The 26,164-nt window shown below is 35.2% G+C and carries 24 protein-coding genes and 1 pseudogene; 8 read left to right on the top strand and 17 right to left on the bottom strand.

Annotated features, from left to right (window positions below):
* Window positions 1-263: 263 nt before the first annotated feature.
* From IEV63_RS01700 to wecB, 4 genes are all read right to left on the bottom strand, one after another.
* A complete protein-coding gene (locus IEV63_RS01700) occupies window positions 264-551 on the bottom strand; it encodes a GIY-YIG nuclease family protein (protein WP_188405026.1) in 288 nt (95 codons plus the stop codon).
* A gap of 336 nt (window positions 552-887) precedes the next feature.
* Window positions 888-2,057 carry an ATP-binding protein gene (locus IEV63_RS01695; RefSeq protein ID WP_188405025.1) on the bottom strand — a complete coding sequence of 390 codons (1,170 nt, stop codon included), beginning with the start codon at window positions 2,055-2,057 and terminating at the stop codon, window positions 888-890.
* 371 nt (window positions 2,058-2,428) lie between these two features.
* Window positions 2,429-2,773 carry a phosphomannose isomerase type II C-terminal cupin domain gene (locus tag IEV63_RS01690; RefSeq protein WP_188405024.1) on the bottom strand — a complete coding sequence of 115 codons (345 nt, stop codon included), beginning with the start codon at window positions 2,771-2,773 and terminating at the stop codon, window positions 2,429-2,431.
* A 224-nt stretch (window positions 2,774-2,997) separates the two neighbouring features.
* Window positions 2,998-4,086, bottom strand: a complete 1,089-nt coding sequence (gene wecB / locus IEV63_RS01685; RefSeq protein ID WP_262890049.1) for a non-hydrolyzing UDP-N-acetylglucosamine 2-epimerase — start codon at window positions 4,084-4,086, stop codon at window positions 2,998-3,000.
* Between the two features lie 429 nt (window positions 4,087-4,515).
* Between wecB and IEV63_RS01680 the strand changes: the two genes are divergently transcribed.
* Both IEV63_RS01680 and IEV63_RS01675 read left to right on the top strand, forming a co-directional pair.
* Entirely contained in the window at window positions 4,516-5,775 is a 1,260-nt protein-coding gene (locus IEV63_RS01680; protein ID WP_188405022.1) for an OmpA family protein, read from the top strand.
* A 332-nt stretch (window positions 5,776-6,107) separates the two neighbouring features.
* A complete protein-coding gene (locus IEV63_RS01675; protein WP_188405021.1) occupies window positions 6,108-6,455 on the top strand; it encodes a hypothetical protein in 348 nt (115 codons plus the stop codon).
* Between the two features lie 158 nt (window positions 6,456-6,613).
* Here IEV63_RS01675 and IEV63_RS01670 read toward each other — a convergent pair whose 3' ends face one another.
* The gene (locus IEV63_RS01670) at window positions 6,614-7,240 is read right to left on the bottom strand and encodes a YqaA family protein (RefSeq protein WP_188405020.1); all 627 of its coding nucleotides are present in this window, start codon (window positions 7,238-7,240) and stop codon (window positions 6,614-6,616) included.
* A gap of 148 nt (window positions 7,241-7,388) precedes the next feature.
* On the opposite strand from IEV63_RS01670, the gene aroC reads away from it, so the two are divergent.
* On the top strand, window positions 7,389-8,462 hold the full coding sequence (gene aroC / locus IEV63_RS01665; RefSeq protein WP_188405019.1) for a chorismate synthase: 1,074 nt from the start codon (window positions 7,389-7,391) through the stop codon (window positions 8,460-8,462).
* A gap of 45 nt (window positions 8,463-8,507) precedes the next feature.
* Window positions 8,508-9,767, top strand: a complete 1,260-nt coding sequence (locus tag IEV63_RS01660) for a dicarboxylate/amino acid:cation symporter (RefSeq protein ID WP_188405018.1) — start codon at window positions 8,508-8,510, stop codon at window positions 9,765-9,767.
* A gap of 198 nt (window positions 9,768-9,965) precedes the next feature.
* On the opposite strand, the gene purE is transcribed toward IEV63_RS01660, so the two are convergent.
* The 6 genes and pseudogenes from purE to IEV63_RS13060 all read right to left on the bottom strand — a co-directional run.
* The gene (purE, locus tag IEV63_RS01655) at window positions 9,966-10,451 is read right to left on the bottom strand and encodes a 5-(carboxyamino)imidazole ribonucleotide mutase (protein ID WP_188405017.1); all 486 of its coding nucleotides are present in this window, start codon (window positions 10,449-10,451) and stop codon (window positions 9,966-9,968) included.
* Window position 10,452: 1 nt separating this feature from the next.
* Entirely contained in the window at window positions 10,453-11,616 is a 1,164-nt protein-coding gene (locus IEV63_RS01650; protein WP_188405016.1) for a 5-(carboxyamino)imidazole ribonucleotide synthase, read from the bottom strand.
* A 137-nt stretch (window positions 11,617-11,753) separates the two neighbouring features.
* Entirely contained in the window at window positions 11,754-12,137 is a 384-nt protein-coding gene (locus IEV63_RS01645; protein ID WP_188405191.1) for a PaaI family thioesterase, read from the bottom strand.
* Between the two features lie 72 nt (window positions 12,138-12,209).
* On the bottom strand, window positions 12,210-13,367 hold the full coding sequence (locus IEV63_RS01640) for a 3-hydroxyacyl-CoA dehydrogenase NAD-binding domain-containing protein (protein ID WP_188405015.1): 1,158 nt from the start codon (window positions 13,365-13,367) through the stop codon (window positions 12,210-12,212).
* 304 nt (window positions 13,368-13,671) lie between these two features.
* Window positions 13,672-14,514, bottom strand: a complete 843-nt coding sequence (locus IEV63_RS01635; protein WP_373283701.1) for a Fic family protein — start codon at window positions 14,512-14,514, stop codon at window positions 13,672-13,674.
* A gap of 27 nt (window positions 14,515-14,541) precedes the next feature.
* Window positions 14,542-14,688: pseudogene (locus IEV63_RS13060) on the bottom strand (DUF4172 domain-containing protein); the annotation flags it as partial.
* 261 nt (window positions 14,689-14,949) lie between these two features.
* Between IEV63_RS13060 and dinB the strand changes: the two are divergent.
* Complete coding sequence (gene dinB, locus IEV63_RS01630) at window positions 14,950-16,044, top strand: DNA polymerase IV (RefSeq protein WP_188405014.1); 1,095 nt, start codon at window positions 14,950-14,952, stop codon at window positions 16,042-16,044.
* Between the two features lie 110 nt (window positions 16,045-16,154).
* Here the strand turns inward: dinB and polA are convergent, their stop codons facing one another.
* From polA to IEV63_RS01610, 4 genes are all read right to left on the bottom strand, one after another.
* Entirely contained in the window at window positions 16,155-18,983 is a 2,829-nt protein-coding gene (polA, locus tag IEV63_RS01625) for a DNA polymerase I (RefSeq protein ID WP_188405013.1), read from the bottom strand.
* 653 nt (window positions 18,984-19,636) lie between these two features.
* A complete protein-coding gene (locus IEV63_RS01620; protein WP_188405012.1) occupies window positions 19,637-20,752 on the bottom strand; it encodes an ABC transporter permease in 1,116 nt (371 codons plus the stop codon).
* Window positions 20,753-20,758: 6 nt separating this feature from the next.
* Entirely contained in the window at window positions 20,759-22,900 is a 2,142-nt protein-coding gene (locus IEV63_RS01615; protein ID WP_188405190.1) for a carboxy terminal-processing peptidase, read from the bottom strand.
* A 144-nt stretch (window positions 22,901-23,044) separates the two neighbouring features.
* A complete protein-coding gene (locus IEV63_RS01610) occupies window positions 23,045-23,212 on the bottom strand; it encodes a hypothetical protein (RefSeq protein ID WP_188405011.1) in 168 nt (55 codons plus the stop codon).
* A 135-nt stretch (window positions 23,213-23,347) separates the two neighbouring features.
* Here IEV63_RS01610 and surE point away from each other — a divergent pair, with 135 nt between their 5' ends.
* The 3 genes from surE to IEV63_RS01595 are packed head-to-tail and all read left to right on the top strand — an operon-like array spanning window position 23,348 to window position 24,911.
* On the top strand, window positions 23,348-24,124 hold the full coding sequence (gene surE, locus IEV63_RS01605; protein WP_188405010.1) for a 5'/3'-nucleotidase SurE: 777 nt from the start codon (window positions 23,348-23,350) through the stop codon (window positions 24,122-24,124).
* Window positions 24,114-24,419, top strand: a complete 306-nt coding sequence (locus tag IEV63_RS01600) for a hypothetical protein (RefSeq protein ID WP_229737150.1) — start codon at window positions 24,114-24,116, stop codon at window positions 24,417-24,419. Before surE ends, IEV63_RS01600 begins: the two co-directional genes overlap by 11 nt.
* A gap of 3 nt (window positions 24,420-24,422) precedes the next feature.
* Window positions 24,423-24,911, top strand: a complete 489-nt coding sequence (locus IEV63_RS01595; protein WP_188405009.1) for an acyl-CoA thioesterase — start codon at window positions 24,423-24,425, stop codon at window positions 24,909-24,911.
* Here IEV63_RS01595 and IEV63_RS01590 read toward each other — a convergent pair whose 3' ends face one another.
* Both IEV63_RS01590 and IEV63_RS01585 read right to left on the bottom strand, forming a co-directional pair.
* On the bottom strand, window positions 24,912-25,820 hold the full coding sequence (locus IEV63_RS01590; RefSeq protein WP_188405008.1) for a DMT family transporter: 909 nt from the start codon (window positions 25,818-25,820) through the stop codon (window positions 24,912-24,914).
* Window positions 25,810-26,163: an arsenate reductase family protein gene (locus IEV63_RS01585; protein ID WP_188405007.1), complete on the bottom strand. Its 354-nt coding sequence runs from the start codon at window positions 26,161-26,163 to the stop codon at window positions 25,810-25,812. The genes IEV63_RS01590 and IEV63_RS01585 overlap by 11 nt, the downstream gene beginning before the upstream one ends.
* Window position 26,164: the final 1 nt, after the last annotated feature.

The following is a 26,164-nucleotide window of genomic DNA, read 5'->3' as shown; positions in this document are numbered from 1 at the left end:
AGGGAACTTTTATTTAGTTTTCAATAGAATATATATTTCTATAGTACGATTTTAAAAAGGTGGCTGAGTGTTTTAATTTCGCCCTTCGGTAGTTCTGCTGAGCTTAGTCGAAGTACATTCTGATTATCATCGGAACACCTGCCTGACTAGCGCACGCAGGCTCAGGGAGCGAAATAAAAATGTATCGAAGCCCCATTTAGAATCAGGAACAAAGGTCCCTGAGTGATCCCGCAATTGCGGGATTGTACCGAAGGGCCGGTTTGTTAGTTAACAAACACCTTCTTAGCTAAATCTGATAGTAAATCTTTATCGCCTCGCATCAAAGCTTCTTTTTTCTTTCTACTCCACTTTTGAAGTTGTTTTTCTCTGTAAAAAGCATCATCTATTCTGGTGTATTCTTCGTAGTAAATCAATTCTACTGGCAAATACTTTTTAGTATGGTTGGCTCCTTCACCTGATTGATGTTCTTCAACTCTTCGTGTTAAGTCTTTCGTGCTACCTACATAGTAACTGCCATTTGAGCATTTTAAGATGTAGGTATAGGCGTTCATTTTTTGTTATCCGGCCCTTCGATACAATTTTGCTATCGCAAAATCACTCAGGGACCTGTGTTTTGGTTTTCAGTAGAATAATTTTCTTTTTAAAAAGGTGGCTGAGTGTTTTAATTTCGCCCTTCGGTAGTTCTGCTGAGCTTAGTCGAAGTACATTCCGATTATCATCGGAACACTCAGGGAACTTTTTAAAATCACTCAGGGACCTGTGATTTTGGTTTCAGTAGTTAAATTTTCTTTGGTACAAATAAAAATGTATCGAAGCCCCGTTTAGAATCAGGAACAAAGGTCCCTGAGTGATTCCGCAATTGCGGGATTGTACCGAAGGGCCGGGTTTTAATACAGTAGTCCAAAATACCAAAGTGGTATGGTGTTTAAAAAGCCTGTTTCGATATCGTCTTTAACAACAAAGCCATTTTTTGCATTTTTAATTTGTTTCAAGCTTTTGTTTTTTCCACCAACTTCAAAATCGACCTTATCAATTCTAAAATCGGCTATTGCTGAAGCAGAAACATTGTATTTTGCTTTTAATTGGTTAAAGAAAAACGTCTCTCTTAGATTTCCCTTTCTTTGGTTTTCATCAGCTAGGTTATAAAGTAAATTGGTGTTTTCTAAATATACTTTTTCTACTTTTCCTAAGGCACGAATACCTTTAGTTTGACTTCTTAGCTGTGCAATCATTCCTGCATCTTCTATATAAAGCAAATAATCTGCAATGTTGTTTCTGCTGATATTTAATAGTTCAGCTATTTTGCTCATATTGGGTTTAAAAGGGACGCTTTTTGCTACAATAGCTAACAATTGCTTTAACTTTCTTCCCGTAGAAACATTCATGGATGCGTAAGTAGGGATATCTATTTCTAGGGTTTGGTTAATGACTTGTTGTAATTTTATTTCAAACTCATCTTCTATGGCAAACGGATAATAACCTGTTTGTAAATACTTCTTAAATAAAGGCAAAGGATGCTTGATTTCTGGAACCTTTACTTCATGATTAAGGATTTGACCTAGGTTATATACGGGAAGCTTTATTTGATGAAAAAGTTCTACATATTCACGAAAAGATAGGCCTTGCATGGTATAAATTACAGCTCGTCTACTTAAATCTGAACTTCCTTTTTTTATATCTAAAATTGAAGAGCCTGTAAAGACTATTTTCAAGTTTTGATGGTAATCGTAAATTAATTTTAATTCCTTAGACCAGTCTGGATATTTGTGTATTTCATCTATAAATAAATATTTACCACCTGCTTTTTCAAAGTCGCTTGCTAAATCAGTAAATCTTTTTTCAGCAAAATAGAAGTCTTCCGCGCTCACATAAAGCGTTTCTTGTAGATTTAAATTATTTTTTATGTACTGAAGTAAGAGTGTTGTTTTACCGATGCCCCTTGGACCAATGAGTCCAAGTAATCTGTTATTCCAATTAATTTCGTTATACAAATAGCGTTTAAATGATGTATCAACTTGTGTAATTAACTGATTAGAATATTGAAATAAATGATCCATGTTGTATTGAATTACACAAAGATACAAAAATATGCACTATAATAGTGCATATTTATTGTTTTTTTGCACTACTGTAGTGCAATATTTGCTAAATAAGAATTTAACTTGTCTAATTAAAAAGCTCTAAGAGTTGTTGAAAGTCTTCTACTTTAAAGTGAATTAAACGTTCGTCATCAAAATTCAGTTAATAGTCTTGTTTTTTATTTTTTGTGGTTGTTGGCTTTTTTTGTTGTAGGCTTTAGGCTTTAGGCTGTAGGCTGTAGGCTGTAGGCTCTAGGCTTTAGGCTTTTTTTGCTTATGGCTTATAGCTTATTGCTACTTGGTTTAGGCTTTGGGCTTTTTTTTGCTTATAACTTATAGCATTTTCATGCTTATAGCCTGTCATAATCATCTTCAATGCGCACAATATCGTCTTCCCCAAAATAAGTACCGAGTTGTACTTCAATAAACACACAGTTTTCGCTACTGGAAGGGTTTTCGATACGATGTTTCATGCCTTGTGGGATGTGGATGACTTGGCCTGCATGGTAATCTTGCACATCACCATTTAAAGTGATGCGGCCCACACCGCTGACTATGGTCCAAACTTCGGAGCGTTTATGGTGGTACTGGTAAGATAAGCGTCCGCCAGGCTTAACTTCTATGCGCTTTACTTTGTGGGTAACGGCGTCTTCGAGCACAAAATATTCGCCCCAAGGGCGTTTGTCGTGTTCCATTGTTTTTTTTGGTGTTGTAAGCCGGCCCTTCGGTACAATTTTAAAAAGGCCCTTCGGTACATTCCGATTATCATCGGAACACTCAGGGAACTTTTTAAAATTACTCAGGGACCTGTGATTTTATATTTAATTGATGTTTTTAGTTACGAAACACAGGTTTCTGAGTAATTCCGCTTACACAGTATTACATAGAAAGACCAGGTTTTTAATATGTATTTTACTGACTATAAAGAATGACAGAGTATAGAAACTATGCGTTCTGCGGCTTTGCCGTCCCATTTTTCGGGGATGTGACCTTGTTTCCACTTACCAGCAAGTAATTTTTCTAAGGCTGGTTTGATTTTTTTAGGATCTGTGCCGATAAGTTCGTTGGTTCCAATATCAATCGTTTCTGGGCGTTCGGTGTTATCACGTAAGGTAATGCAAGGTACATTCATTACCGTAGTTTCTTCGGTAATTCCACCAGAGTCGGTTAATACTCCCTTGGCGTGTTTTACCAAATAGTTGAATTCCAAATAACCCAAGGGCTCCACTAAATGAATATTTTTCATTTGGATACCTGCTTTTTCTAGAATTGCTTTGGTACGTGGGTGAATTGGAAATACAACCGGCATTGCGTTGGTATTGTCGTCTATGCTGCTAATAAATTCTTTTAACTTGGCTTCTTCATCTACATTGGCTGGTCTGTGCATGGTCATAACCAAATATGCTTTTGGACTTAAGCCAAGTTCTTTCCAAACTTCAGGTTGCTGAAAACGACTTTCGTTGGCTCGAAGTGTATCGATCATTACATTTCCTACAAAGTGAATTTGTTCTTTTTTGTGGCCTTCATTTAAAAGGTTTTCCCCTGCTAAAGTAGAAGTGGTAAAAAAGCAATCGGTTATACTATCGGTAAGCATGCGGTTAATTTCTTCGGGCATACTACAATCCCAAGAACGAATTCCTGCTTCAACATGAGCTACTTTAATGCTCAGCTTTTTAGCAACAATGCTGCATGCCATGGTTGAAGTTACATCGCCAACCACCACAACCAAATCGCTTGGATTGGCTAAAATTTCTTTTTCAAAAGCTAGCATAATGGCAGCTGTTTGTTCAGCTTGACTGCCTCCACCACAGGCTAAATTTACATCTGGATGCGGAATATTGAGCTGCTTAAAAAAGGTTTCACTCATTTTTTCATCGTAATGCTGTCCGGTGTGCACTAAACGGTAATCAATTTGTTCCCCACTTTTTTTTGCTTTTTGAATAGCATGTATGATAGGTGCAATTTTCATGAAATTCGGCCTCGCCCCAGCGATAAGTGTAATTCGTATTGATGTTGATGCATTCATGAAATAAAATATATAAGGAGTTAAGCTTGATTTTTTCTACGGCTTCGCCATGGCTAGTCCCATTTTAAGACTAACAAATTAATAATCAATGCAAATGTAAACGCTTTCTTAAATGAACTCAAGTTCATAGCGCTATTTAACGTAATTCAAATGGCTGATGGGTTGGATGATAGCCGAAATTTGATTTCATACTAGGTTAAAGCATTGATTAGTATATACAAAAATGCTAAATATTATCTGCCTATACAAATATTTGAACTAAAAATTCTACATAAAAACTCTATTTGTGGTATAGAAAGTGATAGGCTAATTTGGTTAAAAATTTAAAAATGAATAAGATAATAATATTAAAATCTTTGTCTTTAAACTAAACTACCTTATATTTGCAAGATAATTAATAAAATAACTATCATGAAAAATAATACACTTTTAGCTGTATTTTTACTTTTAACGGCTACATCCGTTTTCGCACAAGAAGATTTTAATAGATGGTCTATAGACTTTGGTGCTGGTGTAAACAAAGCTACAGAAACTTATGGAACTGGTTTTGACCAAAACCAAATTACTGATTTAGCGGTTGAAATTGGTGCTCGTTACATGTTTAACGACCGTTTTGGTTTACGTGCTGATCTTGGATATTCGGAGATTAGACCAAGCTCTGGCTCTTTAGATTTTGAGTCGAATTTTATGCGTCTTGGCGTACAAGGTGTTGCTAATTTTGGTAATATTATGAATTTTAGAGAGTGGACACAACGCTTCAATATACTCGGTCACGCTGGAGTTAGTTACGGCAGAAATGATACTGAATTTGTTTCTGAAACTGACCAATTTATTGGTGTTACAGGCGGAATTACTCCTCAGTTTAAAATTACAGAACGTTTTGCACTTAATTTAAATATCAATGCAATGTACTTTGATTCTGCAGACCTAACTTGGGATGGCTCGAGTAGTGGTGTTATTAATGGATTTGACCATACCATGTTTACAACCACTTTAGGTTTATCTGTTTATTTAGGCAGTAACGATAAGCATGCTGATTTTGTAGACAACTCTAAAACTAAGCAATTGCAAAAAGAAGTTGAAGAAATTGAAGGACGCTTAGCAAAACTAGAAGGCGATATGCAAGATGATGACCGTGATGGAATTCCTAATTATATCGATGTTGAGCCAAATACTCCTACTGGAATTAGCGTAGATACAAAAGGAAGAGCTGTTGATACAAATAGTAATGGCATTCCTGATGATATGGAAGAATCTTTAGATGCTCGATTCGTATCTCAACAACAAGCTGAAGAAGAAGGCATGTTAGGTGATGCAAATCAAATGGCTAAAACATTGTTGAATGAAGGCTATGTAAACGTATACTTTAAGTTTGATAGTACTCAACCAGAAATTTATTCGTTCGATGCAGTTAATTATATGGTAACTTATATGCGTAATAATCCAGAAGCAACAGCTACTTTAACTGGATACGCTGACCAAATTGGAAATGCAGAATACAACAATAGCTTATCAGAACGAAGAGCTAAAAAAGTTTTTGATATCTTAGTTAGCGCTGGCATAAGCGAAGACCGCTTAACACACCAAGGTGGTGGAATTGATGAGTCTGTTGAATCAAATGCTTCAGAAGCTAGAAATATTGTTAGAAGAGTAACATTTACACTCAACTAATCCTAATTTTAAAATTTAAAAAGCGTCTTATTGGTTTTCAATAAGACGCTTTTTTTTAAGACTTACCAACTTATATAAGCAGAAGAAGTTACAAACTATCGAATTTTATAATTAAGATAAAACAGAAAACAAAACAAGCTAAGACATGAGGATAAAGCTGTTTAACAGCTCAATAGCCATTATAATGTACTATATTGCAAGATGATTAAAAAGCCAAAACACCAATTAGTTATTTTAATAAGTACTAGGCAAAATTAAATAAAAAAGCATTCCAATTAGGTAGCTTTATAAAATTAACCCTATATTTAACCCAAACAAAAATTTTATTATTTATGAAACGATATTTTACATCTTTTGTACTTTTTGCAGCTATTGTATTGGGTAGTCTTTCTGGCTTTGCTCAAGAAGTTGATTATCAAGAATTGTACAATACATCTAAGAAAACTGCATTAGTTATTTCAGAAAAATTAGATTTAAGCGAGGAAGAGACTCAATACTTAACTCGTTTTATTACTTCTAGAGAACAAAGTATGGCAAAATTAGGACCTAATAACTCAGAAGATGCAAGTCATGCTAAGCATATAGAAAAATTAAATAGATCTTTTAAAAAGAATGCTATAAGCATATTTGGAGAAGAGAAAACAAAAGAAATCTTAATTTTATATCCCTTACAAGATTAAAACTCCTACTTTTAATTGGGTTATTACTACTAAATTTTCTTAATTCTAAATTTCAACCTATTTTAAGACTATAAAAAAATTATGGGTTTTATTTAGTAAAGAATGGACTCAAATTCATAAAGATACAAAAGCTGTTTATTTACTTAAACAGCTTTTTTTTATAAAGCTCCGAAGATAGCTATTCCGTATATTGCAAAACGCAACAAGCGAAGTAAACCAAAGAGCAAAAAGCTTCCGAACGGAAATTTTATAATTCCAGCTGCCATGCTTGAAATTGAAAAAGGTAAAGGCAATAAAGCTCCAGCAATAATTAAAAGTCCACCCCACTTTCGCATATTTTTAATGTGTTTTGCCATTTTAACTTCTAAATACACAAAAACACTAGGAATAGCTGCAAAACCTCGACCAACAAAATAAGAAATAATACCTCCTAAATAAGAAAGTATTCCGAGCAAAGCCAATAAGTACCATTGGTAATTTACAAATTTCCCAGCCCAAGCAATAAATATTTCTGGTGGAATTAAACCCAAAATAGATTCTGATGCAAAAAAAACAGTTAAAACACCAATCGGATGAAAGTTTTCGGTAACGTAAATTAATATATCATTAATATCCATTACAAAAAAGTGAATCCCTAGGACTACCGCAATAAAAGCGGCAATAGGTATCGCAGCCTTCATCATACTTCTACCCAAAAAATTATAAAAACCTGTGTAGGTGTAGTATTGATGAAGCAATTTCCAACGTGGTTTTTTGTTGGTATTTGTAGAATTAGAATTGGACATTAATTGTAAAATTGTTCTGCAAAAATACTCGAATAAAGCTAAGAATATATCAAATTAATGTGAAAAAAAACACTTAAGTAGTAAAGACTTCATCGTAAAAAACTTTTGTAAAATGGCGTAATCATTTACATTTGTTGAAATTGTAATTATGGCAGGAAATAGTTTTGGAAATATTTTTAAACTCACCACTTATGGGGAGTCTCATGGTGTTTCTATCGGTGGTATCATCGATGGTTGCCCATCTAATATTCCATTGGACTTAAATTTAATACAACAAGAATTGGACAGGCGTAAACCTGGACAATCCAATATTGTAACTCAACGTAAAGAGAGTGATATTGTTCAATTTAAATCGGGGTTATTTGAGGGAAAAACAACAGGCACGCCCATTGCTTTTGAAATTGTAAATGCCGACTCTAAGTCTAAAGATTACAGCCATATTAAAGATGTTTACCGCCCAAGTCATGCAGATTTTACCTACCAAAAAAAATATGCAAATCGCGATTACCGCGGTGGCGGAAGATCGAGCGCCAGAGAAACTGCATCTCGTGTTGTAGCGGGAGCAATTGCCAAACAATTATTGAAAGAGTTAAAATTTACAGCTTACACATCTGCTGTTGGAAATATGCAACTCAATAAAGATTATCCTCAATTAGATTTTACAAACATTGAGCAGAATCCTGTGCGTTGTGCAGACCTAGATTTAGCTAAAAAAATGGAAGATTACATTAAGCAAATCCGAAAAGAAGGCGATACCATTGGTGGAGTGATAACCTGTGTAATTCAAAATATACCCGTAGGTTTGGGCGAACCCGTATTTGACAAACTACATGCCGACTTAGGAAAAGCTATGCTGTCCATTAACGCAGTTAAAGGTTTCGAAATTGGCAGCGGATTTGAAGGCACAACAATGAAAGGCAGCGAGCATAATGACCTGATTCAAACTAATGAGCAAACATCAACTAATTTTAGTGGTGGCGTTCAAGGTGGAATTTCTAACGGAATGGACATCGTATTTAAAGTAGCTTTTAAACCCGTTGCCACTTTAATGCAAAAGCAAAAAACCATAAATACCACACAAACTGAAGTTGAAATGCAAGGAAAAGGGAGACACGACCCTTGTGTGGTACCTCGAGCAGTACCCATAGTAGAAGCCATGGCTGCAATGGTTATTTTAGACCATTTACTTTTGCACCAAGCACGAAAAAATTTTAGGTTTTAATGCAATTTTAATTTAACATCAAATTTAATTCGATAATTCAAATACATGAAATTAGCACTACACTGGCAAATTATATTGGGAATGGTTTTAGGCGTTATTTTTGCGTTAGTACTAAATCCATTCGATTGGGGAGCCGACTTTATCTCAGACTGGATCAAACCCTTTGGAAACATCTTTATCAAATCACTCAAACTTATTGCTGTACCCTTAATACTTGCTTCTTTAGTAAAAGGAATTTCCGATTTAAAAGATATTTCTAGCCTGTCGAAAATGGGATTTAGAACCATTGCTACTTATTTAATTACTACCCTAATTGCAGTTAGTATTGGTTTAATAATGGTTAATGTTTTTCAACCAGGAAAAACCATTTCCGAAGAAACACGAAACGAATTAGTCGAAAGCTATGGAGCCGATGCCGAATCGAGCAGACAAGTTGCTCAAAAACAAAAAGAATCAGGTCCTTTACAAGCCTTAGAAGATTTAGTACCCGACAATATTTTTGGAGCAGCATCAGATAATGGGAATATGCTTCAGGTAATTTTCTTCGCCATTTTTTTTGGTATTGGTTTAATCCTTATTCCTGAAAAGCAAGCTAAACCCGTAAAAGATTTTTTTGATAGTTTAAATGAAGTCATTTTAAAAATGATCGATTTAATTATGCTAGCTGCTCCGGTAGGTGTTTTCGCTTTATTAGCTGCTCTAGTTGTTGAAGCACCTAGTAGTGATTTAATTATTGCCTTACTATATTATTCGCTTTGTGTGGTAGCTGGTTTAGTTATCATGATTCTATTTTATACATTGGGCGTTTGGTTAATTACAGGAAAGAATCCAAGCACTTTTTTAGGTGGAATTTTCCCAGCTCAACTCTTAGCTTTTTCTACCAGTTCGAGTGCAGCTACACTACCGGTTACCATGGAACGTGTAGAAGATGAACTTAAAGTAGATTCGAAAGTAGCAAGTTTTGTACTACCCATCGGTGCCACAATTAACATGGATGGTACTAGCTTGTACCAAGCAGTTGCTGCCGTTTTTATTGCTCAAGCTTTTGGTATGAATTTAGATTTGGCCGCTCAACTTGGAATTATTGGAACAGCCACGCTTGCATCTATTGGATCAGCCGCAGTCCCAGGAGCTGGAATTGTAATGCTAGTTATTGTTTTAAGTCAAGCAGGAATTCCAGAAGCCGGTCTTGCTTTAATTTTTGCAGTAGATCGACCCTTAGACATGCTGCGTACCACCGTTAATGTTACTGGAGACGCTGCGGTTTCTATGACGGTTGACCATGCACAGAAAAAGAAAATGTAAGTTTTTTTTAATTTGATGATTGGAAGATGTGTTGATTTGATAATTTGGGAAATGAGAGAAGACTGAAAAGACAAAAAGACTGAATGACCAAAAAGACCAAAAAGACTGATGCGTTACTAGGAATTTGAAGATTTAAAAATGAGTTCATGGTTTCCATTTGAAGAATAGCAGGACAGGGAGAAATCTTAGTTTTAATTCTTACTTTCTTACTTCTTTAGCACCTTGTATTACTTTTTCTTTCAATGAAGCTTTATAATCCAATACTTGCTGTTGAATTTCAGCATTGCTTGCGCCTAAAATCTGAGCAGCTAAAATGCCAGCATTTTTTGCACCATCTAGAGCCACAGTTGCCACAGGAACACCAGCGGGCATTTGTAAAATTGATAAAATAGAATCCCAGCCATCTATAGAATTTCTTGATTTCACGGGAACTCCAATAACAGGAAGTGGAGAAAGGGATGCAATCATACCCGGTAAATGCGCAGCTCCACCTGCTCCAGCAATAATTACCTGTAAACCACGTGCATGAGCATTTTTCCCATATTCCATTAATTTATCTGGTGTTCGGTGTGCTGAAACAATATCTACTTCAACTTCAATTAATAAACCTTCTAAAAAATCGATTGCTTCTTGCATAATAGGTAAGTCGCTTGTACTCCCCATAATTATTCCCACTTTTGCCATCTTATTTTGATTTAGAAATTACTTTTATTTTTGTTTTTACGTGTTCAGCTACTTTACGTGCTTCATTTAAGTCTTCGTGAATAATGCTTACATGCCCCATTTTTCGAAATGGACGCGTTTCGCGTTTACCATATATATGTGGGGTTACTCCAGGCATTTTCATAATTTCTTCAATATGTTGGTAATATACATTTCCAGTATAATCTGCATCACCCACCAAATTAACCATTACTGCACCTAATTTTTGTTTGGTTTCACCTAAAGGCAAATTCAAAATAGCACGTAAATGCTGTTCAAATTGGTTAGTGTAACTAGCTTCTATACTAAAGTGACCAGAATTATGTGGTCTCGGAGCAACTTCGTTGATTAAAATTTCATCATCTTCGGTTTGAAAAAGTTCAACAGCTAATAAACCTACATGCCGAAAAGCTTCTGAAACTCGCATGGCTACCATTCTTGCTTTTTGGGCTACTTCTGCAGAAATTCGAGCGGGACTCAATACATATTCTACTTGATTGGCTGTTGGATGAAACTCCATTTCAACCACAGGATAGGTTTTTATTTCACCTGAAACATTTCTTGCAACAATAACTGCTAACTCGTTTTTAAAAGGAACTAAATCTTCGCGTATACAAGCGATTTCGGGCAACGAAATTAAATCTTCCTGTTTTTTAATTACACTCACCCCTTTTCCATCGTAGCCACCTTTACAGGCTTTCCAAACAAATGGAAAGCTAATTTCTTTGCGAAGTATAGCTTCTGTTAACTCAGCTTTTGAGGTAAAAACGTCAAAATTAGCCGTAGGTAAATGTTCGGCTTTATAAAATTGTTTCTGAACTGCTTTATCTTGAATTTGCAGTAAGGTTTGAGAAGATGGATATACTTTTTTTCCTTCTTTTTCTAGTTGTTGAAGTGCTTCTACATTCACACTTTCAATCTCGAAAGTTAGCAAGTCTACAGCGCGTCCAAATTTCAAAACGGTTTCATAATCTTGTATATCACCAACTTCAAAATAATTGGCAGCTAATTTAGCTGGAGCTTCAGGGTTGGGATCGATTACCGAAGTAGCAATATCGTACTTTCGGGTTTCGTACAACATCATTTTACCAAGTTGACCGCCGCCTAAAATTCCTAGTTTAAAATCTGATGAAAAGTAATTGTTCATAAGCACAAAAATAACTAAAAGCTAGAGAGCAATGTTTTAAAAAGAAAATTAAATTTCAATTCTTATAGCATCAATAGCATAACATAAGCAGGAATTTCCCCTTCTGGTTAGTTGGCAGTTAATAAAAACAGTCCTTTTTATTCAACTTCCCATTTTTTTGAAGCTTTATACACAACCCCTTTAAACAAAGCTACTAATTCTGTATTACGTTTAATTTCTACCACATGAAAACCCAATTTATTTTTATCGATGCTTACACTAGATTCAGCCGTTAGTTCATCGCCTTCATTTACCGCTTCAATATGATTGATAGAAGTTTCGATAGAAACAGCATAATTGCCATGCGTATTGGCTGCAAAGCCAAAAGCGGTGTCTGCCAATGCATACGTAATTCCGCCGTGGGATTTTTGCATAGAGTTGAGCATTTCCTTTCTCACCTTCAATTTTACTTGGCAATAACCGAGTTTAACTTTCACAATTTCAATTCCCAACCATTGCGAAAATGCATCTTCTGAAAGCATTTTATATGGAATTTTCAATTTATCAGCTTCGCTCAAATTTTTCAATAGTGTATGGTTTTAAATCTTGAATTTTTAAAAACTAAATTCCTTTTTCTCTTTCATCATTTTTCTAAGCAAAGGGCTGCATCTATATCTATCTTCTCGATAAGTATCGTATAAATCATCCATTTGATGCACACACCAATCCATTCCTTTTTGGTTTGCCCAAGCCAACAATCCTTTGGGGTAATTAACTCCACCTTTCATGGCTAAATCGATATCTTTTGCAGATGCAATTTGCATAAAAAGCGCATCGGCAGCTTCGTTAATAAGCATAATCAATATGCGTTCAAAAATTTGTTTTCCTAAAGTTTCGTCAGTATTCGGATTCGGATTTTGCACATTTTCAGCATAATCATAATAGCCTTTACCCGATTTTCTTCCTAGGTAACCCGCTTCGGCAAAGCGTTTTTGGGTAAATGAAGGTTTATACCTTTGGTCGTAATAAAAAGCTTTAAAAACAGTTTCTGTTACAGTATAATTTACATCATTACCAATAAAATCCATCAACTCGAATGGTCCCATTCTAAATTTTCCAAAATGCTTCATTGCCCAGTCAATCGTTACAAAATTGGCGATACCTTCTTCATAAATGCGAAGTGCTTCACCATAAAAGGGGCGAGCCACACGATTCACAATAAAGCCGGGTGTATCTTTAGCTAAGGCTGGAGATTTTTTCCAATCGGTTAATATTTGAAGGGATTTTTGAACAACATGATCGCTAGTTTGTACCGCAGGAATAACTTCTACCAACTTCATTAAAGGCGCTGGATTAAAGAAGTGCATTCCTATACAACGTTCGGGTTTTGCCAAAGCTGAAGCAATAGATGCAATAGAAAGTGAAGATGTGTTGCTAGCTAAAATAGTCCCTGCTCCCACTATTTTTTCTAAATCTTGAAATACTTGCTGTTTAATTTCTAAATTTTCAACAATAGCTTCAATAACTAGATCGCATTTGTTTAAATCGGATAGCGATGCTGTGTAGTTTATATTTAGTTGAATGTGCTGTTTTTCTTCAACAGAAATTCTTTTTTTTTCAATTAATCGGTTTAGTATTTTATCGAGTTGCGTTTTCGAATGTTCGAGCGCTGTGTTTTGTTTATCGAATAGTTGAACTTGGCAACTTGCTGTTGCTGCAATTTGTGCAATTCCGCTGCCCATAGTTCCTGCGCCAATTACGCCTACTTTCATAAATAGTCATTTTTTAATTTGCTCAAAATTACGGAATTTATTTTGCTTAGCTCGTTTTAAGCTAAATTGAAGTTGTGTTCCAATGTGTGGTGCATCGGTTAACTAATATTATACTGAAATGAAGCTATAATTTGCTGAAAATTCATAATAAATACTAATGCCACGAATACACTAATAGACACTAATGAATCTATATTTTACCATGAATTCATTAATAAAGACTAATTAAACTGTCTTTGTGCTAGGAAAAAATTGGCAAAGCAACACACTTTAAAAAGATTTGTACAATAGTTGCTATCAATACCTATTCATCAATTTTTACTAATTCATAACTTGTACTTCTGCCACCAGCGTTTTCTTTTTTAAGTATGTTTTTTTTAACTAAATCGTTTATATCTCTTACAGCTGTATCTTTTGAACATTTGGTGATTTTTGCCCATTTGGAAGATGTCAATTTCCCTTCGAAGCCGTCCAAAATCTTGTTAAGTATATTTTTTTGCCTTTGGTTCATAATGGTTTTAGCATGCATGTTCCAAAAATCAGCTTTCAGAAAAATGCGATTTAAAACAAGCTCAGTTGATTCAATCGTCTCGATTAAAGTTGTTAGGAACCATACTATCCAATTTGTAACATCTAAATTTCCTTTTTGTGTATCTTCAAGAATTTGATAATACTGATTTCTTTTGATATGAATTTGTGATGACATACTGTAAAATCGTTGTGGACTTTTATCAGATCTAGCCAGCAGCAAGTCGGTAATTGCAAGAGCTATACGCCCATTTCCATCTTCAAAAGGATGAATTGTTAAAAACCATAAATGAGCTATTGCTGCTTTAATGATTAAATCAATGTTTGGGCTTGCATTAATCCAATCTAAAAAATGAATCATTTCTCGATTTACTAATTTTGCATCAGGTGCTTGGAAATGTATTTTTTCTTTTCCTATACTGCCAGAGACTACTTGTATTGGACCATTAACAACGGTTCTCCAATCAGCAACTTGAATTTTAAAAATTCCGCTTCTTCCTGTCGGAAAAAGTCCTGCATGCCAATTGCATAATCGAGTTTTTGTTATTTCATTAGAATAATTTTGTGTGGCTTCTAACATTAACTCCACTACCCCATCAACGTACCGATCTGAATTCACTGATCCTGCTATTTCAAGACCTAATTTTCTTGCAATTGACGAACGAACCTGATCTTGATTTAAGTATTCTCCCTCAATTTCATTAGACTTTATAATGTCTAGTGTTAAAGTGGCTAGATTAGCTTCATTTTTTAATTCAAATCCAAGCGACTGCATTCTTCCTAAAATCTTACCTTGTAAATGCCTAGCTTATCCCAACAAATGTAGGATTTGATCAGATTCCCATTTAAAATTTGGCCACTCGTATAACTGATAAATAAATTTCATTCGTTGTATAATTTGCATTGATTAGCAAGCTTATTCCTTGCAAAAGCAAATAAATAATTTATAATTCTAACATCAACCACGAAAAATAAATAGAAAAATAGTAGTTAAAGCTCATTTCGTAGCATAAGTTACATCTCACTACACTTCAAAAAACCGTATTTTTGACCTATGGATTTCCGAAATTACCTTCGAAAAATTATTCATGTAGATATGGATGCTTTTTATGCTTCTGTTGAGCAATTAGATAATCCTGAGTTGCGAGGTAAAGCCATTGCCGTTGGCGGAAGTTCAAAACGTGGTGTGGTTGCTGCAGCAAGTTACGAAGCAAGAAAGTTTGGTGTAAAAAGTGCAATGAGTGGCAGGCTAGCGCAAAAACTTTGTCCAGATTTAATTTTTGTGAAAGCACGATTTGACCGATATACTGAAATTTCTGAAAAAATCAGAAAAGTTTTTTTTGAATATACCGATTTAGTTGAACCCTTGTCTTTAGATGAAGCTTACTTAGATGTTACCCAAAATAAAAAAGGGAATCCGAGTGCTACTCACTTGGCTACAGAAATTCGTAAACGCATTAAAGAGAAAACAGGATTAAATGCTTCCGCAGGAATTTCGATCAATAAATTTATTGCTAAAGTAGCCAGTGATATTAATAAACCCAACGGACAAAAAACCATTCCACCAGAAGAAGTGATTTCGTTTTTAGAAGATTTAGATGTTCGAAAATTCCATGGAGTTGGAAAAGTAACTCAAGTAAAAATGTATAAAATCGGTATTTTTACGGGTGCAGATCTCAAAAAATATAGCTTAACAGAATTAGAAGATAAATTTGGAAAAAGTGGAAAACACTATTATCAAGTCGTACGTGGAATTCATTTAAGTGAAGTAAAGCCCAATCGCACCCGCAAATCGCTTGGAGCCGAGCGGACATTTAGCGATAATATTTCTTCAGAAATATTTATGTTGCAGCGTTTAGAGCAAATTGCTGAAGAAGTTGAACGCCGATTAACATCGAAAAAAGTAGCGGGTAAAACCATTACTTTAAAAATAAAACACAGCGATTTTAGTGTACAGACGCGAAGTAAGACCTTGGCTTTTTATATTTCGTCTAAAAGTTTACTCTTTGAAGAAGCTAAAAATTTACTGTATCAAGATCCTATTCGAGAATCAGTGCGCTTACTAGGAATAAGTGTTTCTAATCTCAATACCGAAAAGAAAAGCACAATTCCAAGCGATGTAAATGTTCAATTAAAGTTTCCTTTTTAGTTTAAGTAGACCTGAATATGCTTGTTGCCACTAACCTGCCAACTGCAGGCAAGTGCGCGAATAAAAATCATCTTCGCTTATGTTTTATGCCACTCATGCACTAATTATAATTAATGTGCTTCTAACCAATTTTGCCCTGTTCCTATGTCAACTTTTAAAGGAACACTTAACTTATAGGCGTTTTCCATTTCTTCTTTAATAAGTTTTTTCAATTGCTCCAACTCGTCTTTATGCGTATCGAAAATTAATTCATCATGTACTTGCAGCAGCATTTTACTTTTGTAGTTCTGTTGGTTCATTTTATCGAAAATACGAATCATGGCTACTTTAATAATATCGGCTGCACTTCCCTGAATGGGCGCATTAACTGCATTTCGTTCGGCTGCATTTTTCACTACATGATTTCTGGCATTGATATCTTTTAAATAACGCCTTCTACCCAAAACAGTTTTTACATATCCATGTTCGCGCGCAAACTCAACTTGATCATCGATATAATCACGAAGTTTTGGATAAGTTTGGTAGTAAGTTTCAATTAGTTCTTTGGATTCGTTTCTACTTAAATCAGTTTGATTGCTCAATCCAAAAGCTGAAACACCATAAATAATCCCGAAGTTAACAGTTTTAGCATTACTTCGTTGCTCGCGTGTTACTTCTTCAATAGGAACTTTAAATACCTTAGCCGCTGTAGAAGCGTGGATATCTTCACCATTATTAAAGGCTTCAATCATGGTTTCTTCTTCGCTCAAGGCAGCGATAATACGCAATTCAATTTGTGAATAATCGGCTGCTAATAGCACATGGTTTTCATCTTTAGGCACAAAAGCTTTTCGCACTTCTCGACCACGTTCGGTACGAATAGGAATGTTTTGTAAGTTTGGGTTATTGGAACTTAGTCGTCCAGTTGCCGCAACGCTTTGCATAAACTCCGTGTGAATGCGTCCTGTTTTTTTGTGAATTTGCTTAGGAAGCGCATCTACATAGGTACTTTTCAGCTTGCTCAGTCCACGCCAATCTAAAACTTTTTGCACAATTGGATAATCCTTAGCATAAAAAGAAAGTACATCTTCGGCAGTTGAATATTGTCCTGATTTAGTTTTTTTAGGTTTCTTAGCAATTTCGAGTTTTCCGAATAAAATTTCTCCCAATTGTTTAGGCGAACCAATATTGAATTCTTCGCCTGCTGCTTCATATACTTCTTTTTCAAGCTGTTCAATATCTTTGGTAAGTCCTTCAGATAAATCGATAAGTTTATCTTTATCTACTTGTATTCCTTCAACTTCCATAGCAGCTAAGACTCGAAGCAAAGGAATTTCTAATTCGCCAAACAAATGTTCGTTGGATGCATCCTTTAGTTCTTCTTCAAAATATTTTTTAAGCTGAAAAGTAATATCGGCATCTTCTACTGCATATTCAGTAATTTCTTCTAAACTAACATCGCGCATGGATTTTTGGTTTTTGCCTTTTCCAATTAAATCTGCAATGGGTTTGGGTGAATAATTTAAGTAGGTTTCTGCCAACACATCCATATTGTGACGCATATCAGGATTGATGATGTAATGCGCTAACATGGTGTCGAAAAGCGGCCCTTTTACTTCGATTTTGTAATTGGCCAACACCTTAATATCGTATTTTAAATTTTGACCGATTTTCTCGATGTTTTCATCTTCAAAAAAGGGTCTTAATTGTTCGATTAAGGCTTGGGCTTCGTCTCTTTTTTCGGGAAAAGGAATAAAGTAACCTTTGCCTTTTTCCCATGAAAATGCAATACCAACTAGTTCGGCATCTAAGGTTTTTAAAGATGTAGTTTCCGTATCGAAACAAACCGATTTTTGTTGATGCAATTTATCTAGGAAAATTTTGATTCCCATATTGGTGTTTACATACTGATAGCTATGGTCGGTATTTTCTAAAGTTTTATAACCTTGAAAGTTTTCGGCATCAACATCATTGGCTGATGCATCGTTTCCAAAGAGTGAAAACTGCCCTGATCCTGCTTCTTTTGTGTTTTCTTTTTTTGAAGTGGTTTCGCCTTCTTTTGCAACTTCTTTAGGAGAATTGAACATTTTGATGAATTGTTCTGTAAGTCTTCTAAATTCTAAATCTTTAAAAATCTCTACAACTTTTTCAACATCAGGTTGGCTTAATTTGAAATTCTCAGCATGAAACTGCACATCGCAATCAATAAAAATAGTGGCTAATTTTTTAGAAAGACGACCCAATTCGGCATTCTCTTCTATTTTTTCTTTCATTTTACCTTTTAGCTGGTCGGTATTTTCAAGGAGTGCTTCCATGCTCCCAAATTGTTTCAGGAATTTTTTTGCTGTTTTTTCACCAACGCCTGGTAAACCCGGTATGTTATCTGAAGAATCGCCCATCATACCTAGATAATCTATGACTTGCTCTGGTCGTTCTACTCCGAATTTTTTCTGCACTTCTGGAATTCCCCATTTTTCAATTCCGTTGCCCATTCGGGAAGGTTTGTACATAAAAATGTTTTCAGAGACCAGTTGTGCAAAATCTTTGTCTGGTGTAACCATATAGACTTCAAAACCTTCTTTTTCGGCTTGTTTGGCTAAGGTGCCAATAATATCGTCTGCTTCCATACCTTGCACTTCCATTACAGGAATTTCCATGGCTCGTAAAATATCTTGAATAACCGGTACCGATTCGCGAATTACTTGCGGTGTTTCATCTCGATTGGCTTTGTAATCTTTAAACATTTCGGTTCTGGCTTGGCTTCCCCCTTTATCGAAACAGACGGCCAATAAATTTGGTTTTTCTCGTTTTATTACATCAAACAAAGAGTTCATAAACCCCATAATAGCTGAAGTATCTTGGCCTTTAGAGTTTACTCTAGGATTTTTAATGAGTGCGTAGTAGGCACGAAAAATTAATGCGTATGCGTCGAGTAGAAAAAGTCGGTTTTCTTTTACCATGAAATGATGTCTTTATTGAAACGATAAAAATAGCAGAATTGAAATGAATTTGTAGCCTGTGGCTGGATAATTATTTAGTGTTTTCCTAGAAAAGAAAAAAGAGTGCTTGCTTTGACCCTTCGACATGCTCAGGGCAAGTAGATTCAGCACAAGTCGCTGTTAGAAACAAGGATTAAGACTTGTATTATCCGTAGTGCATTATTAAAAAAACCTGTCAGTTCGAGCCCCTGAAAATTTTATTTAATGAAAGTGATGTTTATAATATGTTTCAGCATCGAGCGGAGTCGAGATGCAAACCGTTCTCGACTCCGCTCGAATGATAGTATACTCCGGATTTACATTATACTTTTAAACTGTTAGGTTTTAGGGGAAGTTTACAAACTTTGCGTACTCTGCACTAAAATAATCTAACCGCAAACCTATCTACTGACAGTCAGGGGCGCAGAAAATTTATATGCAAAATAATCTCGCTAGGGCGCAAAGACACGGAGAAAATGTGTGAAAATATTCTCGCAAAGGCACTAAGGCGTAGTGTTTTGGTTTCTTAGAAAGAATATTCTAAAGCCTTACTGGACAAGTGAAATAGAGAGCATAATTCATTTACAACTTATTAGCTTAGATTGAAATAAACATTTTTTTTAAACATCTACAAATCAATTATTTACATCTAGGGCATCGCGTAAGGCACTCCCCATCAGCATGAATGCCATGACTAAACTCATAATTGCCAAGCCAGGAATTATGGCTAAATAGGCTTTTCCCATAACAATGTATGCATAATGATCTTTAATCATCGATCCCCAGCTTGGTGTAGGTGGTTGTGCACCGATACCTAAAAAACTCAATCCGCTTTCAATTAAAATAGCTGCGGCAAAATTGGCTGCAGATATTACAATTACGGGTGCTAACACATTGGGTAAAATGTGTTTGTAAATAATGCGCAAATTCCCAAAACCCAAAGCACGAGCTGCGGTAATGTATTGCATTTCTTTTAAACTTTTTACTTGCCCGCGTACTACTCGCGCAACTTCGACCCACATGGTTAAACCTACGGCTATAAAAACTTGCCAAAAACCTTTTCCTAGGGCTAAACTTATGGCAATAACCAATAACAAAGTCGGAATAGACCAAGTTACATTAATGAGCCACATAATAGCAGCATCAACTTTTCCACCAAAATAGCCAGCAACTGCACCTAAAGTAATGCCGATAAATAAGGAAATAAAAACGGCTACAAATCCTATAGAAAGTGAAATACGAATGCCAACTAACATTCGGCTTAGCATATCTCTGCCATATTTATCGGTGCCCAGCCAAAAGGTTTTTTGTTGAATAAATTCTTCTGTAATTTCTTGTTTTGTTAATCCTTTGAAATCGTTTTGTAGTGAAAAACCTTCCAAAAAATTATTGCTAATTGAAGCTTTTCCGAAGGTTTTATAGTATAAGCTATCATTGGTAAATGAATATTCATCAATGGGATAAAAAGGGGAAGATTGTTTTTTACCGAAAAAAACTTTGGATACAAAAGATTGATTTGTTTGGTTTTCTTGATTTGGCAGTTGAATAGTTTTTACGCTAAATCCTGGTGATTGGGAATGAATAGGCAAAGCCATCTGATTGGCATCTTGACTGTTATCTGGCGACAAAACATAAGCAAAAATCGCTAAAAAAGCCATCATTACAATGAAGCTGAAGCTAAAAACGCCCCATCGATTTTTCTTAAACCGCTGGAGCGCTAGTTGGCTTAACGAAGCTGATTTATTTGCCATTAGTTCCTATTTAGCATTGGCTAATTTATAGGCTTTGGTTTGTTTACGCAAATCTTCTAATACATAAATTGCTTCTTCTACGTACACATCTTTTTTTAAGTTTTTATGCCAGCGTTCTCTTTTATCGCCTAAAGCAGAATCTTGTTCAATTAATTTTTCTTCATAAGGAAGTGAGATGTAATCTAGGCTTGTTGTGTATTCGTTCAACTTTTTGTATTTCTTGGCTTTCTCATCGATTTCTTCATTTTCAGCTTTAAAAGTCTCGAAGTTTAGTGAGTATTCTTCAACATCACGTTGGTTTTTAATCCATTTTGCATTTTCGTCGATTAAAGCCAAATGCTGATTTTTCTTCATGCGTTTTGTACTGCTTTCTACTACCTTTTCTAGGTTGTGGTAACCTTCCCATTTTTTGTATTTAGCTGGATCAATTTGATCCCAAGGCAATGGATTTTTGTAATCGCGTTCGCCAATATCGATATACGAATACCGATCGGCCACCACTACGTCGCTCTCTACCCCTTTTAATTGCGTAGAACCGCCGTTGATGCGGTAGAATTTTTGTGTAGTTACTTTTAGTGCACCCATATCGCCAAAGTTGCTTTGACGCATCCATCGGTTTAAGTCTGATACATTTTGAACCGTTCCTTTGCCGTAAGTTTGTTTGCTTCCAATAACAATAGCGCGTTCGTAGTCTTGCATGGCTGCTGCTAAAATTTCTGAAGCCGATGCAGACAATTCATTCACTAATATTACCAATGGTCCTTCCCATAAAATTAAAGGATCTTTATCTTTTAAAACATCGCGGTTATTTTCTTTATCTTTTACTTGAACCACAGGTCCTTTTTCAATAAACAAGCCAGCGATATCGACTACCGTAGAAAGCGAACCGCCACCATTGTTTCTTAGGTCTAAAACCAAACCTTCTGCTTCGCGTTCTTTTAAACGAATAATTTCTTTTTTAATATCGGTTGCTGCATTACGCTGATTGTAATCTTGCATATCGAAATAAAACTTCGGTAAATTAATTACGCCATAACTAATTCCGTCTTTTTCTACCAAGGCTGTTTTGGCATAGGTTTCTTCAATTTCAACAATATCACGAGTAATTTCGATTTCTTCAATAGAACCATCTACTTTTTTTACGGTTAAAAAGACTTTTGTTCCCTTTGGCCCTTTTATTAAATCTACCGCATCGTCTAGGCGCATTCCGCCAATATTTACCGCATCTACTTCGTCTTCTTGTCGAACTTTTTGAATAACATCTCCAACCTCTATTTCGTCTCCGCGCCAAGCTGGACCACCTGATATCACTTCCATAATTTTTACGTGATCGCGTTCCTTTTGAAGTCTTGCGCCTATTCCTTCTAATTTTCCAGACATAGACACATCAAAACGTTCTTTATCGCGGGGCGCAAAATAATTGGTGTGGGGATCAAATTGACTTACAAAGGTGTTGATGTACATACTAAACCAATCTTTACGCTCCAAATCTTTTGAAGTTTCAAAATAGGTTTCCATAGATTCTTTAGTGGTTGTTCTTGCTTCTTCTTCTAGCTCAGCTAAAGACTTTAATTCGACTTCTTCTTTTTCAGTTGAGGCTTCTTCGGTTTCTTGAAGTTGGGTTTCGTAATTATCGTAGAAAATTCCCAGGGTATTGAATTTTAAAATTTTTCTCCAACGTTCTTTTAATTCGGCATTGTTTTTTGCGTACGAAAGGCTTTCATAATCGGTATTGATGCTTTCGTTTTCTTCAAAATTAAAAGGTTTTTCTAAAATCTCTTTGTAAAAAGCTTCAGACTCTTCTACTCGAATTAAGTGTCGGTTGTACACCATTTCGAAAAAAGACAAATCTTTATTTTTAATTTGATTGTCTAATTCGTGTTTATATGCTGCAAACTCTTCGTAATCAGCTTGTAGAAAATGTCTTTTTAATGGATCTAGGTTTTGTATAAATTCATTAAAAACATCTTCGGAGAAATCATCGTCCATTTGTCTTAAATCGAAGTGACCTTGTTCTAAAACGTAGGTTATTAATTCGATTAAGACCTTATCTTTATCGCTATCAGGATCAAATTTTTTGGTGGTAAAACTACAAGAAGTTACAGCCAACAATACGGTAAGTAATGCAATTACAAAATTCTTCTTCATCATAAAATATCTGTTACTTAAATAAAAAGTTGAAATTAGTATAATTATGAATAAATAAAGTGAATATACTTATAAAATTATTGAAAGTTTGTTTGAAGGTATTTTGTTGAATTTTAAGGCTTGAATATTTTACTACTCCTACATTTAAAAAACTCTGCAAGCCTTTGAAACGCTTGCAGGGTTGAAGTTGGTTAATTTGGTGATAGCCCCGATTGTAGTGAAAAACCCGGAAGCAGGAAAGCCTAATTTTGTTAACCAACCAAAGCGACCAAAAGGAAGCTCTTGTGTTGGTTTTAGAAAATTGGCTTGCATGCTGAGGATTTGTAGCAGAAAGCGGGTTCTCGGCTTCAGATATTGAGTGTTGTAAAAGTTTTATCTTAAGAAATAAAAAAAGGCTCAGGTTTTTCTGTTTTAATTTGTGCATTTTTGCAGTTCATTTGAAAAAACATGGCAAAAAAGAAACCTTTAATATTAGTAACTAACGACGATGGCATTACTGCACCGGGTATTCGACATCTTATTTCGGTAGTAAAAAAAATTGGTGATGTTATTGTGGTTGCTCCCGATAGCCCACAAAGTGGAATGGGACACGCCATTACGGTAAACGATAATTTGTATTGCGATGAAGTGCATTTGGATGACGAAGTAAAAGAATACAGTTGCTCGGGTACGCCTGCCGATTGTGTGAAAATTGCTACACAAGAAATTTTAAAACAAAAGCCTGATATTTGTGTGAGTGGCATTAATCATGGGTCTAATTCTTCGATAAATGTAATTTATTCTGGAACCATGAGCGCCGCTGTTGAAGCTGGAACTGGCGATATTCCTGCGATTGGATTTTCGTTGTTAGATTATGCTATGGATGCCGACTTTAGCCATACATCTTCTTATATTGAATATATGGTAAAGAAAGTTTTGGATGAAGGTTTACCTAAGGCAACGGTTTTAAATGTAAACTTTCCGAAAAAATCTGATCACGAAATTAAAGGTTTGCGTCTATGCCGACAAGCAAAAGCCAATTGGGTAGAGAATTTTGATAAACGCCAAACTCCGCATGGCAGAGATTACTACTGGTTAACAGGCGAATTTGTAAACCACGATGGCGGAAAAGATACCGATGAATGGGCTTTAGCCAACAATTATATTTCGGTGGTGCCTGTGCAATTCGATTTAACGGCTTACCACGCATTAAAAGAATTTAAAAATTGGAATTTTGAAGACTAAAAACATCAATATTAAAAAGGAAATTGGCATTGGGACTTTGGTGGGCTTGATAGCGAATACCATTGGCGTATTTGTTTTTTCAGGTTTATTTATAAATGAGTTTGATTTTGAGCGCATTTTTGTGGTGGCTTACCAGAATCAAGTATTAAATAAAATTATTGCCTTAGGTGCTATTTTTAATTTTCTTCCTTTCTATTTATTTTTAAAGAAAAATTTAATTTACCGAGCTCGTGGCGTTTTAGTCGCAACTATTAGTATTGCTGTTTTTACAGCCCTACTCTATTTTAGCAGATAACTTATGACATACCAAAAAAAATTTGAAATCCGTTGGTCTGATTTAGATGCGAATCGGCATTTGGCTAATTCAGCTTATCAAAACTTTATGAGCCATACCCGCATGGGTTTTTTAATAGAAAACGGATTTTCTTCGAAAGAATTAATAAAGTTGAATTTAGGACCAGTGGTGTTTTATGAACACATTTACTATTTTAAAGAAGTTTTACCCGAAGATCGGATTTTGGTGACTTTATCTTTAAAAGGTTTATCGGAAGATGGAATGTTTTTTGAATTTGAACACCACCTTTACAACCAAAACGGAAAACATTGTGCTTCTTGTGAAATGTTGGGTGCTTGGATAGATTTAAAATCGAGAAAGTTAACAGCATTGCCAAAACATTTGGTTAGTCAAGTTTCTAAACTTAACAAAACTGAAGATTTTGAAATTTTAACCAAAGAAGCTACGCGTAAATTTCAAAAGTTTCCGAAAGATATCGATTTACAGTTTTAATTAATTACCCGCTAAATTTCGTTTTCTTGCTGGATTTTTACTTACCATAAAAACACCCAGAAAAACGAGTACAGCAGCTATAATTTTGAGAAAATTAAGCTGGTCTACTCCTGCAAAAATAGCATACGAAATGGCGATTACAGGTTGTAAATACACAAAAACTCCCAAGGTAGAAGCGGATACTTCTTTTAAAGCGTAAATATTTAAAAGATAGGTTAAAAAAGTAGTGCCTAGAACCACAAAAGCAATTCTCCAAATGGAATCGAATGGCAATGCTGACCAACTAATTGCTGAAAATTCTGCGTAACAAATTGGCAGGTTAATTAATGTGGCTACTAAAAACAAGTACTTCATTAAGGTAATGGCTGAATACTTTTTAGTAAGCGGTCTTACCATTATTAAATAAATTCCATAAGAAGTGGCATTGATAAAAATGAATGCATTGCCTAAAGGAATATTGGGCGAGTTGTACGAAAGTTGTTTTCCGAACAGCACTAAAATTAAAGCTCCAGCTAAACCAATTACTGCTCCAGATGCTTTGAGCCACGTAATTTTTTCTCGGATTAAAAATGCCGAAAGCACAAAGACTATAATTGGTGAAATGGTAACAATTACCGAAGAATTGATGGGTGTTGATAAGCTTAAGCCTTTAAAAAACATCAGCATATTTATGACCATACCAAATACAGCCGATCCAAATATTCGTGGAAAATCTTTAAAATCTATTTTTTGATTTTTAGTAAATAAGCTGATACACCAAAACAAAATGGCTGCGCCTGCCACACGAATTAAGATTAAGCCGAAAGGTCCAACATAATCTGGCATTAAGGCTTTAGCAACGGTATGGTTTACTCCATAAATGCAAGTTGCTAAGGTAGCTGCCAATATAGCCCACAGCCTATTGGACACTTATATAATCTTTTAAATCTTGAATGGTAGACTTTGCATTACCCACAAATATTTGCTTTTGATCTACAAAAACAGGACGCTTTAAAAAACTGTAGTGTTCGAGAAGCAAGTTTTTATAATCGTTTTCAGAAAGTTTTTTAGTATTCAATTCTCGCTTGCGGTATAATTGCGCTCTTTTGTTGAATAAAGCTTCGTACGAATTGGTATGCGCATATAATTCTTCTAATTGGTTTACTGTAATCGGATTTTTTTTAATGTCGATTAAAGTTGTGCTTTCAGGAAGTTGAATTTCACCTAAAATACGTTTGCAAGTTGAACAGGTAGAAAGATAATATGCTTTCATA

The organism is Psychroflexus salis (assembly GCF_014640175.1).
Classification (GTDB): Bacteria; Bacteroidota; Bacteroidia; order Flavobacteriales; family Flavobacteriaceae; genus Psychroflexus; species Psychroflexus salis.
This window is presented reverse-complemented; position numbering and strand designations above follow the sequence as displayed.

Excerpts from the sequence above, each read along its gene's own strand:
- IEV63_RS01700 (WP_188405026.1), bottom strand. The coding sequence starts at position 551 with ATGAACGCCTATACCTACATCTTAAAATGCTCAAATGGCAGTTACTAT.
- IEV63_RS01695 (WP_188405025.1), bottom strand. The coding sequence starts at position 2,057 with ATGGATCATTTATTTCAATATTCTAATCAGTTAATTACACAAGTTGAT.
- IEV63_RS01690 (WP_188405024.1), bottom strand. The coding sequence starts at position 2,773 with ATGGAACACGACAAACGCCCTTGGGGCGAATATTTTGTGCTCGAAGAC.
- IEV63_RS01680 (WP_188405022.1), top strand. The coding sequence starts at position 4,516 with ATGAAAAATAATACACTTTTAGCTGTATTTTTACTTTTAACGGCTACA.
- IEV63_RS01675 (WP_188405021.1), top strand. The coding sequence starts at position 6,108 with ATGAAACGATATTTTACATCTTTTGTACTTTTTGCAGCTATTGTATTG.
- IEV63_RS01670 (WP_188405020.1), bottom strand. The coding sequence starts at position 7,240 with ATGTCCAATTCTAATTCTACAAATACCAACAAAAAACCACGTTGGAAA.
- aroC (WP_188405019.1), top strand. The coding sequence starts at position 7,389 with ATGGCAGGAAATAGTTTTGGAAATATTTTTAAACTCACCACTTATGGG.
- IEV63_RS01660 (WP_188405018.1), top strand. The coding sequence starts at position 8,508 with ATGAAATTAGCACTACACTGGCAAATTATATTGGGAATGGTTTTAGGC.
- purE (WP_188405017.1), bottom strand. The coding sequence starts at position 10,451 with ATGGCAAAAGTGGGAATAATTATGGGGAGTACAAGCGACTTACCTATT.
- IEV63_RS01650 (WP_188405016.1), bottom strand. The coding sequence starts at position 11,616 with ATGAACAATTACTTTTCATCAGATTTTAAACTAGGAATTTTAGGCGGC.
- IEV63_RS01645 (WP_188405191.1), bottom strand. The coding sequence starts at position 12,137 with ATGCTTTCAGAAGATGCATTTTCGCAATGGTTGGGAATTGAAATTGTG.
- IEV63_RS01640 (WP_188405015.1), bottom strand. The coding sequence starts at position 13,367 with ATGAAAGTAGGCGTAATTGGCGCAGGAACTATGGGCAGCGGAATTGCA.
- dinB (WP_188405014.1), top strand. The coding sequence starts at position 14,950 with ATGGATTTCCGAAATTACCTTCGAAAAATTATTCATGTAGATATGGAT.
- polA (WP_188405013.1), bottom strand. The coding sequence starts at position 18,983 with ATGGTAAAAGAAAACCGACTTTTTCTACTCGACGCATACGCATTAATT.
- IEV63_RS01620 (WP_188405012.1), bottom strand. The coding sequence starts at position 20,752 with ATGGCAAATAAATCAGCTTCGTTAAGCCAACTAGCGCTCCAGCGGTTT.
- IEV63_RS01615 (WP_188405190.1), bottom strand. The coding sequence starts at position 22,900 with ATGAAGAAGAATTTTGTAATTGCATTACTTACCGTATTGTTGGCTGTA.
- IEV63_RS01610 (WP_188405011.1), bottom strand. The coding sequence starts at position 23,212 with ATGCAAGCCAATTTTCTAAAACCAACACAAGAGCTTCCTTTTGGTCGC.
- surE (WP_188405010.1), top strand. The coding sequence starts at position 23,348 with ATGGCAAAAAAGAAACCTTTAATATTAGTAACTAACGACGATGGCATT.
- IEV63_RS01595 (WP_188405009.1), top strand. The coding sequence starts at position 24,423 with ATGACATACCAAAAAAAATTTGAAATCCGTTGGTCTGATTTAGATGCG.
- IEV63_RS01585 (WP_188405007.1), bottom strand. The coding sequence starts at position 26,163 with ATGAAAGCATATTATCTTTCTACCTGTTCAACTTGCAAACGTATTTTA.